Below are 14,465 nucleotides of genomic sequence, written 5' to 3'. Positions count from 1 at the left end.
GGAATTACGCATATAAATCACTTTCAAACTCTATAAATCCTTCTAAAATATCAGCCAAAGCACGATAATACTTCGCATCTTTGCGCCCTCTAATTTCTTTAATTAATCCAATATAAGCGTCTTTGATAAACAAAAAAACTTCTTCTTCAAGCTCTGTATTTTCACTCTCAATTAAATGGCGCATAAAGCCAAATAGGAATCCCAAATGTTCTTCACTCTCTTTAAATTCCGAAGTTTCCACACGCACATCACTTTTCTTAAGTAAAGCACGCATTTTAAGAAGCGATTCTGCACCGATACAATTCTCATAATAATGTGATAAGTGCATTCCCACTTGCTTCTCGCCAAAAGGCAAGGCAAAAAGGCGCGAAAACTCCTCTTTTATATTTTGAATTCCATTATCTCCCAATTCTTGCCTTAAAAGCACAATGCTAGTCTCTGAAAACTCATCAAAAGGAGCATTTTGTAAAATTTCTAATTGCTTTTTTGCCAGCTCCACACGCCCTTCTAAAAGCTCAAACACAAACAATCCATAGAAAAAATCATAGAACAACAATCGCGCTTTTTTCAAATCTTGCATTTCTTGTGGGCTTAGATTATTAAGCATTTGCATCTCCAAACATAACTTTTACTTTGCAATCAGGACAACATTGAATTGTTTTTATCTTTTTGAAATCAGAGCTAAATGCTGGGCTTAACATTCCCATTACCTTTTCAATAGATTTTTGCGTCGAAAAAGCTTTGCCACACTCCACACATAAAAATGGCATATCTTTAGCCACTTCTCTGCTTTTAAAATATCCCGCATTTAGGGCAATCCCTTCACGACTTAGTTCTATAACATTTTCCGGACAGGAAGTTACGCAATATCCACAGGTTGTGCAAAGAGATGCATTAAAGCGTAAAGAAAAATCATCACTTCTAGCAAAAATTGCATTCACATTACAAGCACCCACACAAGATAAACAAAGTGTGCATTTGCTAGCATCAACCTTTATATCTCCATAAAACACAGGTGCGCTGTTTTCTTTAACCACGCTTGAAGCAAGCCCAAAATCATTATCCTTTATCATATATTGCAAGCGTTGCGCAAAAGATTCTCTAAAAGGCTTGTTATAGCGGTTTTTATATAAATATGATTCCACTGATGGCAATTCTTGTGCGATTTCCATAAGTGATTCTATAGTTTTAACCAAAAAGATAGAATCTTTTTTATAAATTTGTTGAGTGATATTGTTTAAAAACTCCATGGACGAGCTTAAACTTTCTCCATAAACAAGGATTCCATTGCCACTTGTTTGAAGCATTGTTAATAAATCATTTTCATTTAGCATTAAGAGATTTGGGAGAACCATAGGCATTAAAAATTCCGGTAAAGTTACATTTTTAGTGCTTAATTTTTCATAATCACTAAATGCGCATAAAAAGATTTTTTGCCCCTTATAAAGCTCAATAATCTCTTCTAAGCCTTCCTTTGGCAACTCTTCATATTCTAAACAATTTGTAGGACACACTCCAACACAAGCTCCACAATTTATGCAATCCACCATTGAAAAAGCAAGTTCCATTAAAGAATCATTTGATCCCACACCAAAGGTAGGACACACTTCAGCGCATTTTGCGCAATGCTTCTCACGCCTATGGTGATACTGGCAATAATCTTCTTTATAGCTAATAATATCCTTATAACCATACTCACCTAAATTTTCACGCAATGCTTCTAAAAGCCCATTAGCGTTTTGAAAATCCGCCACATTATACACACCCTTAAAGCGCAATAACTCCTCTTCATACACAAACATCACAACTTGCGAAAACTCTATCACATTACCATTGTGAAAACGCGCATTAAACGCACCAAAACTTCCGCTAAAATTCTCTAAAAGCGCAATATCCAATAAAGAAACTTCGAAAAAATCTTGTGCCAACTCCGCAAATTCTTGCACAGATTGTGGAATCACTCCATTTTCTTGTGAATCATCACTTGCATACACAACCGCAAGTCTTGAATCAATATTCCGATGGTGCTTTACTTCTAGCACAAAATCATCTACAATCTCTTGCACACTATTTAAGAGCGTTAGTTTGGCATTATAATCCGAAGTGTTTTTATCCAATAAAAGATTTCCAAATGGCAAAGAATTAGAAGCATTTGCGATTTGCATTTTTGCAATAACCTTATAATAAACTATTATCTTTAGCCATAATTTTACCCCCTTAAGAATAAGAAAGTCAATAATTTTTAACTTTTTTGGTTATACTTATTTTTATATAAATATTTCAAACGACTCTATTTTTTAAAAAATAACTATTGATTCTGTTTAACACTTTGTAGATACTTATAAATTGTTTCAATTTCATCAGAAGTTAAATAATACTTAGGCATCACACGCTTCCCACTTTGTAAAGCGTTTTTAAAAGCAGTAAAATCTAGGTTATTAATGCGTGGAGCATGGATTGATTTAGCTTGATTTTTATGTATGTAATTTGCAATTTTGTCACCCTGTCCATATTGCCCATGGCACTCCACACAACCAATTCCACGCGGATTTTCATACAGCATTTTTCCATATTCTAAAGGTGTAATAAAGCTCTCTTCAGCAATTAAAAACTCCATCATACAGACTAAAACCATCACAAAACGCAAAATTTAGATTCCTTATTTTTTTGACAAATCATAGCAGATTTTAGTTTTGAACACACTTCAAAAAAAGCTTTTAGTAAATTCTAACCAAGCTTAAAGGTATAAAAAACTTTCTTTTACTATAATTGCAAAATTCTTTTAAAAATTAATCCTTAAAGGTTTGTGATGCAAATTTTAGATGGAAAGACACTTGCGCAAGATATTGAAAACGCTATTTATCAAGAAGTGCAATTCTTAAATAAAGAAGGTATAACTCCAGGTCTTGCTGTGATTTTAGTGGGTAACAATCCAGCTTCGCAAAGCTATGTTAATATGAAAGCTAAAGCTTGCAAACGCACTGGAATTTACTCTATCACACACGAAATGCCAGAAAATATTCAACAAGAATCCCTTTTACAAACCATTACAATGCTTAATCAGAATCCAAACATTGATGGAATATTAGTGCAACTTCCATTACCCAAGCACATTGATACAACCGCTGTTTTAGAAGCTATTGCTCCTCACAAAGATGTCGATGGATTCCACCCTTTTAACATGGGGCGCATTTTCTCAAATCTTGATGGCTTTATTCCGGCTACGCCGATGGGAGTCATTACACTTTTAAAACACTATAATATTCCCTTACAAGGAAAAAATGTCGTGATAGTTGGGGCTAGCAATATTGTTGGCAAACCTTTAGGCGCACTCTTTTTAAATGAAAATGCAACCATTACACTCTGTCATATTTATACAAAAGATCTAATCAGACATACCAAAGAAGCAGATATTTTATGTGTAGCTGTAGGCAAACCAAACCTTATCACACAAGATATGGTAAAAGAAGGCGCAATTGTTGTAGATATAGGGATTAGCAAATTAGATGATGGTAAAATTGTCGGCGATGTGGATTTCTCTAATGTTTTCTCTAAATGCAGCTTTATTACACCAGTTCCTGGAGGTGTAGGTCCAATGACAATCGCTTCCTTGCTACAAAATACCATAAAAGCAGCAAAGCTCCGCATTAAAGGTAAATAATGAAAACTCTATTGCTTAAATTTTACGCTTTCATTAATAGTTGGGTTGGGACGATTATTATCGTTTTGGGGATTATTTTCTTTTTGGCCCAAGCCTTTGTAATTCCAAGTGGAAGTATGCTAAATACTCTACTTATCGGTGATAATCTCTTTGTTAAAAAATTCTCTTATGGAATCCCAACACCTACAATCCCATGGATTGAAGTGCAAGTTTTGCCAGATTTTAATAAAAATGGGCACTTAATTGAAGGGGAACGACCAAAACGCGGAGATATTGTAATTTTCCGCGATCCCAATGCGCCAAAAATCCATTTTGTTAAGCGCAATGTTGCCATTAGTGGCGATGAAGTGCTTTATACAAAAGATGGGCTATGGCTATATTTTAGTAGCGATTCTAGCTACAAAGACACAAGCGCAAAAACTCTAGAATTTGGCGGTAAGACATTTTATTACGAGCCTTATGCAAAACATCACGCAGGCGTGCAATACATAAATGAAAAGCTAAGTGCTTTTGAACAGCTTAAAATTCTCTCTCACAATGGAGAAAAAATTGCAATGGCGCCCGTGCATTTAAGTAATGGAGAAGTTGCATTTTATACAAGCATAAAAGATGATGAATATTTTATGATGGGGGATAATCGCAATAATTCCAGTGATTCTCGCTTTTGGGGTTCTGTACCTTATAAATACATTGTAGGTAAGCCTTGGTTTATTTACTTTAGTTGGGATGATTCTTTTAATATCCGCTGGGATCGCATTGGAAAAAGTGTAGAAAGCCTAGAAAAACAAGCCTTAAAAAGAAAGATGGAATCCTAAATGTTTGAAATCCCACTAATTTATAAAATTCCTATAATGGTTACCGCACTTTTAGTGGCAATCATCGGACACGAAATAATGCACGGCTATATTGCTCTAAGATTTGGTGACACAACAGCGCGTGATGCAGGACGCCTAAGTTTAAATCCTATCATTCATATTGATTTAATCGGCTCAATTCTAATACCCGGATCCTTGTTTTTAATGAATGCTCCCTTTTTGTTTGGATGGGCTAAACCTGTCCCTGTACGCATTGATCGTGTGATTTATAATGGTGGATATTTTGGAGCTTTTGGTGTTTCAGTGGCAGGTGTGGTATATAACTTCGCGTTAGCAGTTTTTGCAAGTGTTTTAATTTATGCGTTAGGAAGCGATATTTTTAGCGGAATTAACACATTAGAAAATGGAAATTTTCTTTTATTACTCTGTCTTTATTTTTTATTGCAACTTCTAATTTACAATGTTGTGCTAGCTGTGTTTAACCTTATTCCAATTCCACCTTTAGATGGCGCAAACGCAGTAGCATATTTTGGGCTAATGTTTAAAAACGACTTCTTTGCAAGAATTTTTAATAAAATTCCACCAATAGCTGGAATGCTGATACTTATCATTATTTTGAGCACACCATTATCAAATTTAATCTTTATTCCAGTGCAATATATTATCAATTTGCTTTTATAGGAGGATTTATGCAATTTTTTATAGCAAGTGATCATGCAGGATTTATGTTAAAAGGTTCTATTCTTGGGATTTTAGAACAAATGGGACATAGAGTTGTGGATTTAGGACCCTTAGATGCAGAACGCGTGGATTACCCAGATTTTGCAAATACTTTATGTGAAAAAGTTTTGGATAATGAAGGAAGTTTTGGAATTTTAATTTGCGGAAGTGGAATTGGAATGAGTATTGCTGCAAATAGGCATAAAGGTATCCGTGCTGCTTTATGTGCAGAACCTTATAGCGCAGCGATGAGTCGTGCCCACAATGATGCCAATGTGCTATGTCTTGGTGCGCGTATTGTTGGAATCGGAATGGTAGAGAGTATTCTAAAAAGCTTCTGCGAAGGGGTTTTTGAAGGTGGTCGCCACTCTTGTCGCATAGGAAAATTACAATAAGGAATCTTTATGGCGCAATTTACGCAATGGCTGTTTCTAACAGCTTTTATTTTATTTGTCCTGTTTATGGTTGTTAAAACTTTTTTTTACAAAAGCATTGCCCAAAAAGAGGAAAAAAATAGTGCTGTAATGAAGCTCACTTTACAAGAAGCAGAAATTCTAATCCGCAAACATCAATTACAACTTCAAAGAGCGCTAGGAAATATTGATATTCTAACTGATGAAATTACCGCTTTACGCAATGAAGTAAAAGCCTTAAAACAGCGTAACTCTCAATACCGTGTAGAGAGCGAAAAATACAAAAGTAAAATCAAAGACTTAGAACAAAAAATAGAAGCTCTACTCTAACAAATTATTTTAGAAAATATAGCTTAACTTACTTAAGCGTGCCAATTCCTTTTAGATTCCATAAATCTTCCACACACCGCTTGAGCAAATGGAATAAATGCGTGGCGATATTGTTTTGCAAGATTTTTCATTTTTTTTAATCGCATTTTAGGAATTGCATAAAGCATTTGATACTCTTCTGGAGAATACAGCCACTCTCCCTTATATTTAGTAATTTTAAAACCCAAGTGATTGAGGCGACTAAGGCGTGAAAGCTCCATAAAAATTCCATCTGAAATATCCATTCCAACCCTTGCTATACCATTTAGCCTTAATAGCATTTTAGGATATAAAATAGGTTTTGCAAAGCGCGTATTGCTTTGAATTTTGCTATTTTTATGGAATCGCAATGCAGTTTTTAGTGCTTTTATATTGCCACCAAAAGCCTGAGTTTTACAATGTGTTAGAACGCTATTTGGGCTAATGTAACCTAGAATATCACCCTTTTTTATGCCTTTTCTAGTCAGGATTCTACCTTGTCTTTTACCTAAAATCGTCAAAGAGAAATGCAATTTCTCTCCAGCAATCGTATCTCCACCAATGATTTTAATTCTATGTTTTAAAGCACATTTTCCTATTACATTAGCCAATCTCCCAACTTCCTTAAAGCCATTTGGCAAAGCAAGTGTCAAGAGACAAAAAGATGGAATCGCATTCATTGCATAAATATCAGAGAGATTCACAGCAAAGCACTTCTCCACAATGGCTTCCAAACTCCCCCATGCACGCTTAAAATGCACATCCTCAAAGAACGCATCGCTTGCCACAACATAGCCCGCGCAATCCCTAGCAATCAACACTCCATCATCACCAATTCCCTCTGTCGCGCCACTTTGGATTAATGCGCGGATAAACGCCTTCTCTCTATCTTGCATTCATTACTTTAATCAATCTTCATACTTAAATCCACCCAAACTGCCTGATGGATAATAGCTCCTGATGAAATCGCATCTACACCACTTTTTGCATAATCTAAAATATTCTCTAGTGTAATATTACCACTAGCCTCCAAAAGAACATTTGGAGCCATTGCATTGCGCATCTTTACAACATTTTCAATCGTTTCAAGCTCCATATTATCACACATTAAAATATCAATATCTGATTCTAATGCTTCTTTTGCCTGCAGTAAATTCTCACATTCTACTTCAATCTTTGCAGTAAATGGAATCTTTTTACGAATATCTTTGACAAATTTATTTAGCGCTAAAATCCTTGTTAAATGCGTGTCTTTTAACATTAAGCAATCATCTAATCCTAAGCGGTGATTGACAGCACCGCCATTACGCGCGGAGTATTTTTCAAAATCCCTAAGCAATGGACGAGTTTTGCGCGTATCAAGCAACATACAATCTGTGCCTTCAATCCTTTGCACATATTTGCGTGTGAGCGTTGCAATCCCACTAGAATGCTCCAAAAGATTTAAAATTGTGCGTTCTGCACTTAAAATCTCAGACATCTTGCCCTTAAACATTACAAGTTTTTCACCTCGCCTAAAAGGCATTCCATCTTCAAAAGTAAAATCACACTCAATATTTAGCAGTTCACACAAACGCTCTACATACATTTTACCAGATAGGATTCCATCTTCTCTAGCGATAATATAAGCTTCAATCTCTATCTCATTTTGCATACGCATATACAAATCCCCACGCCCAATATCTTCTTTAAGCACTTCTTTTAAAAAATCATCTAACAAAATTTTATGCATTTTTCCTTCCTTTTAAGATAATTCCAACATTTTATCTAATGCCTGTTTTGCCTTTTTTGCAATATTTTCATTAAGTAAAACTTCATTAAAGGGTTTATTTTTCTTAATGGCTTCTAGGCATTTTAGCACATCTTCAATCCCTGTTTCATTCATTGTAGGGCACTCTGGCTTTGTGGAACTTAGCACAAAGGTATTTTGGATTCCATTAACAGGAACTCTTAAGCGATTTACCAAATTAAACTCTGTCCCAACAGCGACTTTTTGATTGCAATCCAAGCCTTGCACAAACTTAATAATTTGACTTGTAGAACCTACAAAATCTGCTCTTTCTACAACTTCAGGCTGGCATTCTGGATGCACCGCTATTAAAATTCCCGGATATTTTGTGCGATAAAAATCAATATCTTTTGTGCTAAATAGTTGATGCACGGAACAAAATCCATAGTAACAAATCACATCAGCATTCTTTATCTTATCCACACTATCCACACCTAAAATCGCACTTTTTAAACCATTTTCCCTGGCAAGATTCTGCCCCAAACAAAAATCTGGCAAAAAGAATATTTTTTTCTTTTGCTCCAAAGCATATTTTAAAATCCTAGAAGCGTTAGAGCTTGTGCAAACTACTCCGCCAAGCTCCGCTACCCTTGCCTTAACTTCCGCATTAGAATTAATATAAGTAATAGGAAAAACCTCTGTAATCCCACACTCTTTAAGTTGCGCAATAGAAGTGTCAAAATAACTATCATCAATCATTCTAGCCATAGAACAGCACGCAATTTTTGGCATAAAAACACGCTTATTTGGAGCTAAAATCTTCACACTCTGCCCCATAAATCCAACTCCACAAAAAATAATTTTTGATTTTTCACTTGCACTTGCCTTGCGCGATAACTCTAGGCTATCACCTGTTAAATCTGCCATTTCTACCACTTCATCGCGCTGATAATAATGCGCCACAAGAAGTGCATCAAGCTCTTTTAACAACTCTTTAATGCGCATTTTCATCATTTAACTTCCTTTCATTGATTTTGAATTCTAATTTTTTATTAGTTTTTTTAGCAATACACTGCCCAAAATAGACTTTTTCCTTAAGCTTTAAATCATATTTCCAATTTTTACTCAATAAAACAATAGTTGATCCCATTAAAAAACTTCCTATCTCTTCGCCCTTTTTTACAATAATAGGCGTGTCAAAATGTAGCGTTTGAGACTTCTTGAATCCTGTAACTTCAGGCGCGAAGTTAATTTGGATTCTCCCTACATTTAATGCACCAATGGCTACAAAATACAAAATCTCACCAAAATCATCCTCACACTCTAGCACAACGCGTTTATTTTTAGTAAAAACTTCATTATATCTTAAAAGAGCCTTTTCACTTACACCCAAAAGCACTCCTGTGATAAATTCTAGGCGTTTTATCTTTAAATTAAGCGGAGCGTGGAAGCGATGATAATCTCTAGGTGAGAGATAAAAATTAACATAACAATAACCTTCATCTAGCTTTGTTTTTATAAAATCGCTTATAAAATAATGCTTTCCTTTAATTTGCATAGCACGATTATCTACGCATTCCCCAAACTCCATAATCATAGAATCACAAGGAGCTATCATATTAGATTCCATCTTATCAAAACTTCGCATTTTGACTAATGAACGCGTAAAAAGCGCATTTAATGTAGGATAACTTGCAAGCGTATCAAACTCATCAAGTTTAATATCAAAAATTCTAACATACGCCCTATTAATCCAGCCTTGAAGCCTGAAAGGAAACGCATAAGAAGCAAATTTTTCAAACAAGCAAGATAAAAGGTTTGTATAATGCAAAACTACTCCTTTGCCCAAAGGGGATTTTCTTCTAAATTTGGGCGATTACACAAAATCTCAAAAGGCTTGAAACGCTCTTTATAGCCCATTGATGCGTGATTTTGTATCCAATAACCCGGATAAAGATATTTAATATTATACTCTTTTGCGATTTCTATTTGTTTAAGAATAGAATATGTTCCAATAGAATATTGCGAAAAATCGTGATCATAAAAACAATAAACCGCTGAAACAGCTTGCGCCATCACATCTACATACGCCACACCCACAAGCTGCTCTTCTACATAATAATCAAACTCATAGCCAAAATCTAAAAAGCCTTGAACAAAAGTATCATAATACGTCTCAAGCGTAATATTATGGTATTCCCAGCCTTTTTTGTCTTGCATTTTTTTATGATATTTATCATACAATATTAAATGTGTTTCACTTACCCAAGGACGCCTAATTTGCAAGGTTATGGGATTTCTTAAAATGCGTTTATGAGATTTTGAAAACACAAACTCTTCACAATCTTGACGAATAGAAACACAAGCTTCACAGGCTTCACAAATTGGCGCAAAAAAATAATTCCCAAACCTTCTCCAACCTCTCTCTAGCAAATGCACATAAAAAGGAATCGTGCAATCTTTAATAAAAAAATAATGAAATTTCGCTTCTAAATTTGAAAGATAACTACAAGGGCGTGGCTCTTGGATAAGTTCATAAACTTCCATTACTTTAAGCTAAGCTTCAAACTTGTATTTTGTGCTGTGGTTGCGTTTTTTTGAAAATCTTTTTTAGCATTTGTAACTTTATGAAGATAATTTCTAGCTTCTTCATACTTCAAGGAAGTGCGTAGTTTTCTATACACTTCTGCTGAAGTCATAGAATTAATAATTTTCACCGCTTTTGTTCGATCCTTATCAAAGACACTTAGCACATTCCCACTACCTGTATTATACGCCGCAATCACGCAATATTCGTGTGATAAGGCATTATTTACACCTTTAATATAGCGCGTAAAAAGAATATCTAAATATGCCGAACCATATTGAATGTTAATTTTAGGCGTAAATAGCATCTCCTTAGTTGGAATCCCATCCCTATTATTTAAAGCTTTATAAACATCTCTACCAGCACTGCCAGGAACTACCTGCATCAGTCCATAAGCTGGAATATGACTAACCGCATAAGGATTAAAACTACTCTCTGTTTTAATGATAGCAAAAATCAATGCTTGCTCTAAGTTATACTCCCTTGCATAAAGCGCAACATACTCCCCATATTTATGCTCACTTTTAATTTCGTGATCTGTCACCATATCAAATTGCACATAATAAACCTTCTTATTCTCCCCTTTTTCTGTAATTTGCGTAGTTTGGAGTTTGTTTTCAATCAAATAATCCGCATAGCGATTGGCACGCCAAGGATACAGCACAACTTTGCCTTCATTATCTTTAACCAACTCCGCTAAATACGGCTTTCCTTTAAAAGCAATCTCTTTATCAGAATACAAATCTACTTGCTCAGGATCTTCTGGAGTTAGCAATGTTGCAACAATTGCCTTTTTCAACGATGCCTTTGGATCTTTTGTATCCAAAGTCGCAACAGAAATCACACCCTTAGTAAAATCTACTTGCGCACGCGAGAGATAAGAATCTGTATATTTAACATAAATATCTTGTGAGGCAATTGGAGTATTTTTTTCACCCCATTTTTTCGAAGCATTTTGTGTTAAAGCCACAACAACCTTCTTAAAATTAATCTGCAAATTTGCAATGTCTTTTTCAAGTTGTTCTGGATTTAGCGCATAATTTACTGCTTTTTTAATTACCTGCTCTTTTGAAATTCCATTTGCCAAAATGCTAGGATTATAAATCAAATCCTTATAGCCCAACAAACAGCCACTAAGCAGGGCTACGCAAGCAACACTAATGCTAAAAATCTTTAAAGCTTTAAAAGAGAGTTTCAAAGGACTAACATTTCAGCTTTTAATTCTTTCGCTTTTTGTTCACCTACAAAAACGCTTGCTAAATAAAAGGCAAACTCCAAAGCCGTTGCAGGACCTCTTGAAGTGATAAGATTACCATCTTGAATCACATTAGAATCAGTTTTGTATTGCGGATTTTCAATCATTTTTTCAATGCTAGGGTAACAGGTAAATGCTTGTCCTTTTAGGATTCCATGTTTAAAGAGTGCTAAGGGTGCTGCACAAATCGCCGCAATGATTCTACCCTTTGCATTAAGTTTTTCTAAGACTTCTTTAAGGGAGCTAGAAGCAATTAAGTTTTGCGTCCCTTCCCAGCCACCGGGGAATACGATTCCATCTAAACATTCGCAATCCACCGCACTTAAGAATTTATCTGCAACGATTTTCACGCCCTTTTGCGATTCCACAATCAAGTTAGAATCCAAAACATCATTTTTAGATTCCACTTTTGCTACAATCACATCACAGCCTGCACGCCTCAATACATCAATTACACTAATGGCTTCAAGCTCTTCAAATCCCTTTGCCAATGCAACAAGAACACTCACTCTCATACATCGCCCCTATTTGACTTTGTCTAAATACTCGCCTGTCTCTGTATTTACGCGGATTAAATCCCCCTCTAACACATGGTAAGGCACCTGCACAACAGCCCCTGTCTCAAGCGTAGCAGGCTTTTTACCAGCGCTTGTTGTATCACCTTTGAAGTTTGGTGGAGTTTCAGTAATTTTTAGCTCAACAGTTTGTGGCACACTGACTGTAATTGCCTTACCATTATGAAACATAATATGAACAGCCATTCCATCAATCATCCATTTTGCTACATCGCCCACTTGATCATCGCTCAAACCAATTTGTTCATAATTTTCATTATCCATAAATTGAAAATGATCGCCATCGTGATACAGAAATTGCATAGAACGCTCTTGCAAATTTGGCTCTTCACACTTATCACCTGCATGAAAAGTCTTCTCAAGCACTCTGCCATCTAAAAATGATTTCATTTTTACGCGCACAAACGCTGCACCTTTACCTGGTTTTACATGTTGATATTCTGTGATTCTATATGGAATCCCTTCTAACTCAACTTTTAAACCTTTTTTTAAATCTCCCATAGAATATGCCATAATTTTCCCTTTTTAGATTTTATTAGAACTGCCTAAAATATCCATTCTCTCTGCAATAACTTTTATCATAAATTCTTTTGCAGGAGCAAAGAATTTTCTTAGATCAAATTGTGTTTTGTCTTCATTTACCACACGACGCACTTCAGACATAAAGGCAATTCTTAAGTCTGTATCTGTATTAATCTTATTAATTCCACCCTTTATTGCTTCTCTTAGGAAATCAAAAGGAACACCCTTGCTCCCCTTTAAATCGCCACCACTCGCCAAAAACGCTTCGCTAACATTTTGCGGAATTGCGCTTGCTCCGTGTAAAACAAGTGGAATTTGCGTGCGTTTTTTAACATCAATTAAGCGTTCAAAATCAAGTTTTGGCTCACCTTTGAATTTGAATGCACCATGGCTTGTCCCAATGGCTGGAGCTAGAAAATCTACTTTGGAGAGTTTTACAAACTCTTCTGCTTCTTTTGGGTTAACCAAGCAAGCATCTTTTTCATCCACAGAAATATTATCTTCAATCCCCATTAAACGCCCAAGCTCCGCTTCTACACTCACACCTGCGATATGCGCCACCTCAACAACTTTTTTTGTTTCTGCTAGATTTTCTTCAAAGGGATGATGACTTGCATCAATCATTACGGAATTAAAGCCTGCACGAATCGCTTTCACACAAGACTCAAAACTTGTTCCATGATCCAAATGCAAAGCAACGGGAATATGTGGATAACGCTTAGATAAAATCTCAACCATTCCCACTGCCATATCAATTCCCATATACTTAATCGCACCTTCACTTGCTTGCACAATAATGGGGGAGTTTTTCAAATGCGCAGCTTCAAAGATTGCGCTTAGCATTTCATAATTAACAAAGTTAAAAGCACCAACTCCATAATTTTCCTTATTTGCCTTATCTAAAATAACGCTTCCACAAACTCGCATAAAATTCCTTATTTTGACAATTCAATTTTAGCTTTTTTGCGCAACTCTTCACCTTCTTTTTTAATTTCTTCTTGAAATTTTTTAAGTTTTAAATTTTGCTCAATTTGCCCTTTAATGTCTTTTAGAGCAATTGTGCCGGCTGGCTTTTTATCTTCTACCAAAATGACATGATAGCCAAATTGTGATTTAACAGGAGTTGTTGTATATGCACCTTTTTGGAGCTTAAAAGCTGCATTTGCAAACTCTGGAACCACTTGATTTTTAGCAATATAACCTAGCTCTCCACCATTTTGTGCAGAACCATCTTTAGATTTTTCTCTCGCAAGAGAATCAAATTTACCTGCGACATTCTTTCCAGCTTTTTTAAGTTCTGCAATAATTGCTTTTGCTTCGCTTTCACTGGTTACTAAAATGTGACTTGCTTTTATTGTTTCAGGCTGCACAAACTTACTTTTATTTTCATTGTAGAATTTCGTAATTTCAGAATCTAAAACCTTTACCTTATCCATTTGCTTACGCATCCAAATCTCAAGCATTAAGTCTTCTTCAACGCTCGCAACTGCCTCTTTATATTCTTTTGAATTTTGCACTTTTTCTTTTTTAGCTTGCTCAATTAAAAGCTTTCTTTCAATTGCTTGATTAATGACTTGCGTTTTTGCTTCTGATGGAAGTTGGTCAAATGCAACACCAGGCATTGCACGCATTAGAGTTGCAATATCTCTATCTGTAATATCAGCTCCATTAACCTCAGCATAAGTTTTGGCAAAACTCGCGCCCTGTAACAATGCAAATGCAATCACTGAACTTGCTAAAATCTTTTTCATTATCAAACCTTTTTTATGAAATTTTTTGAAATTCTACCTTAAATTTTTAAATATTTAATTAATAAGTTATACTTAAATACTTTACATTA

The 14,465-nt window shown here is 35.4% G+C and carries 18 protein-coding genes; 5 read left to right on the top strand and 13 right to left on the bottom strand.

Annotation, left to right across the window (positions count from 1 at the left end):
* Positions 1-4: 4 nt before the first annotated feature.
* The 3 genes from IP358_RS03630 to IP358_RS03620 all read right to left on the bottom strand — a co-directional run bounded on the left by IP358_RS03630 (position 5) and on the right by IP358_RS03620 (position 2,638).
* Positions 5-607, bottom strand: coding sequence for a TorD/DmsD family molecular chaperone (locus IP358_RS03630; RefSeq protein ID WP_101312916.1), 603 nt, complete (start codon positions 605-607; stop codon positions 5-7).
* Positions 600-2,165: a 4Fe-4S binding protein gene (locus tag IP358_RS03625; protein WP_101357024.1), complete on the bottom strand. Its 1,566-nt coding sequence runs from the start codon at positions 2,163-2,165 to the stop codon at positions 600-602. Before IP358_RS03625 ends, IP358_RS03630 begins: the two co-directional genes overlap by 8 nt.
* A 143-nt stretch (positions 2,166-2,308) precedes the next feature.
* Complete coding sequence (locus IP358_RS03620) at positions 2,309-2,638, bottom strand: c-type cytochrome (protein WP_306820936.1); 330 nt, start codon at positions 2,636-2,638, stop codon at positions 2,309-2,311.
* 171 nt (positions 2,639-2,809) lie between these two features.
* On the opposite strand from IP358_RS03620, the gene folD reads away from it, so the two are divergent.
* From folD to IP358_RS03595, 5 genes are read left to right on the top strand one after another with little or no spacing between them, the layout of a single operon-like run.
* Positions 2,810-3,661, top strand: coding sequence for a bifunctional methylenetetrahydrofolate dehydrogenase/methenyltetrahydrofolate cyclohydrolase FolD (folD, locus tag IP358_RS03615; protein WP_040498830.1), 852 nt, complete (start codon positions 2,810-2,812; stop codon positions 3,659-3,661).
* Entirely contained in the window at positions 3,661-4,476 is an 816-nt protein-coding gene (gene lepB / locus IP358_RS03610; protein WP_006803197.1) for a signal peptidase I, read from the top strand. Before folD ends, lepB begins: the two co-directional genes overlap by 1 nt.
* On the top strand, positions 4,477-5,157 hold the full coding sequence (locus IP358_RS03605) for a site-2 protease family protein (protein ID WP_006803198.1): 681 nt from the start codon (positions 4,477-4,479) through the stop codon (positions 5,155-5,157).
* An 8-nt stretch (positions 5,158-5,165) separates the two neighbouring features.
* Positions 5,166-5,591 (top strand): ribose 5-phosphate isomerase B, encoded by a 426-nt coding sequence (rpiB, locus tag IP358_RS03600; protein WP_006803199.1) that lies wholly within the window; start codon positions 5,166-5,168, stop codon positions 5,589-5,591.
* Positions 5,592-5,600: 9 nt separating this feature from the next.
* A complete protein-coding gene (locus IP358_RS03595) occupies positions 5,601-5,939 on the top strand; it encodes a hypothetical protein (RefSeq protein WP_006803200.1) in 339 nt (112 codons plus the stop codon).
* A 32-nt stretch (positions 5,940-5,971) separates the two neighbouring features.
* Here the strand turns inward: IP358_RS03595 and IP358_RS03590 are convergent, their stop codons facing one another.
* From IP358_RS03590 to IP358_RS03545, 10 genes are read right to left on the bottom strand one after another with little or no spacing between them, the layout of a single operon-like run.
* Positions 5,972-6,853: a thiamine-phosphate kinase gene (locus IP358_RS03590; protein ID WP_006803201.1), complete on the bottom strand. Its 882-nt coding sequence runs from the start codon at positions 6,851-6,853 to the stop codon at positions 5,972-5,974.
* A gap of 8 nt (positions 6,854-6,861) precedes the next feature.
* Complete coding sequence (nadC, locus tag IP358_RS03585; protein ID WP_006803202.1) at positions 6,862-7,689, bottom strand: carboxylating nicotinate-nucleotide diphosphorylase; 828 nt, start codon at positions 7,687-7,689, stop codon at positions 6,862-6,864.
* Between the two features lie 12 nt (positions 7,690-7,701).
* Entirely contained in the window at positions 7,702-8,697 is a 996-nt protein-coding gene (nadA, locus tag IP358_RS03580; RefSeq protein ID WP_083781408.1) for a quinolinate synthase NadA, read from the bottom strand.
* Positions 8,681-9,517 carry a phosphatidylserine decarboxylase gene (locus IP358_RS03575; protein ID WP_083781407.1) on the bottom strand — a complete coding sequence of 279 codons (837 nt, stop codon included), beginning with the start codon at positions 9,515-9,517 and terminating at the stop codon, positions 8,681-8,683. The genes nadA and IP358_RS03575 overlap by 17 nt, the downstream gene beginning before the upstream one ends.
* Positions 9,518-9,519: 2 nt before the next feature.
* Positions 9,520-10,233, bottom strand: a complete 714-nt coding sequence (locus IP358_RS03570) for an arginyltransferase (RefSeq protein ID WP_006803205.1) — start codon at positions 10,231-10,233, stop codon at positions 9,520-9,522.
* On the bottom strand, positions 10,233-11,471 hold the full coding sequence (locus IP358_RS03565; RefSeq protein WP_006803206.1) for a murein transglycosylase domain-containing protein: 1,239 nt from the start codon (positions 11,469-11,471) through the stop codon (positions 10,233-10,235). Before IP358_RS03565 ends, IP358_RS03570 begins: the two co-directional genes overlap by 1 nt.
* Complete coding sequence (locus tag IP358_RS03560) at positions 11,468-12,043, bottom strand: DJ-1 family glyoxalase III (RefSeq protein WP_006803207.1); 576 nt, start codon at positions 12,041-12,043, stop codon at positions 11,468-11,470. The genes IP358_RS03565 and IP358_RS03560 overlap by 4 nt, the downstream gene beginning before the upstream one ends.
* 9 nt (positions 12,044-12,052) lie before the next feature.
* Complete coding sequence (gene efp, locus IP358_RS03555; protein ID WP_006803208.1) at positions 12,053-12,616, bottom strand: elongation factor P; 564 nt, start codon at positions 12,614-12,616, stop codon at positions 12,053-12,055.
* A 12-nt stretch (positions 12,617-12,628) separates the two neighbouring features.
* Positions 12,629-13,552 (bottom strand): class II fructose-bisphosphate aldolase, encoded by a 924-nt coding sequence (locus IP358_RS03550; RefSeq protein ID WP_006803209.1) that lies wholly within the window; start codon positions 13,550-13,552, stop codon positions 12,629-12,631.
* A gap of 8 nt (positions 13,553-13,560) precedes the next feature.
* A complete protein-coding gene (locus IP358_RS03545; protein ID WP_006803210.1) occupies positions 13,561-14,376 on the bottom strand; it encodes a peptidylprolyl isomerase in 816 nt (271 codons plus the stop codon).
* Positions 14,377-14,465 lie beyond the last annotated feature (89 nt).

Source organism: Helicobacter winghamensis ATCC BAA-430 (genome assembly GCF_028751035.1).
GTDB lineage: Bacteria > Campylobacterota > Campylobacteria > Campylobacterales > Helicobacteraceae > Helicobacter_D > Helicobacter_D winghamensis.
This window is presented reverse-complemented; position numbering and strand designations above follow the sequence as displayed.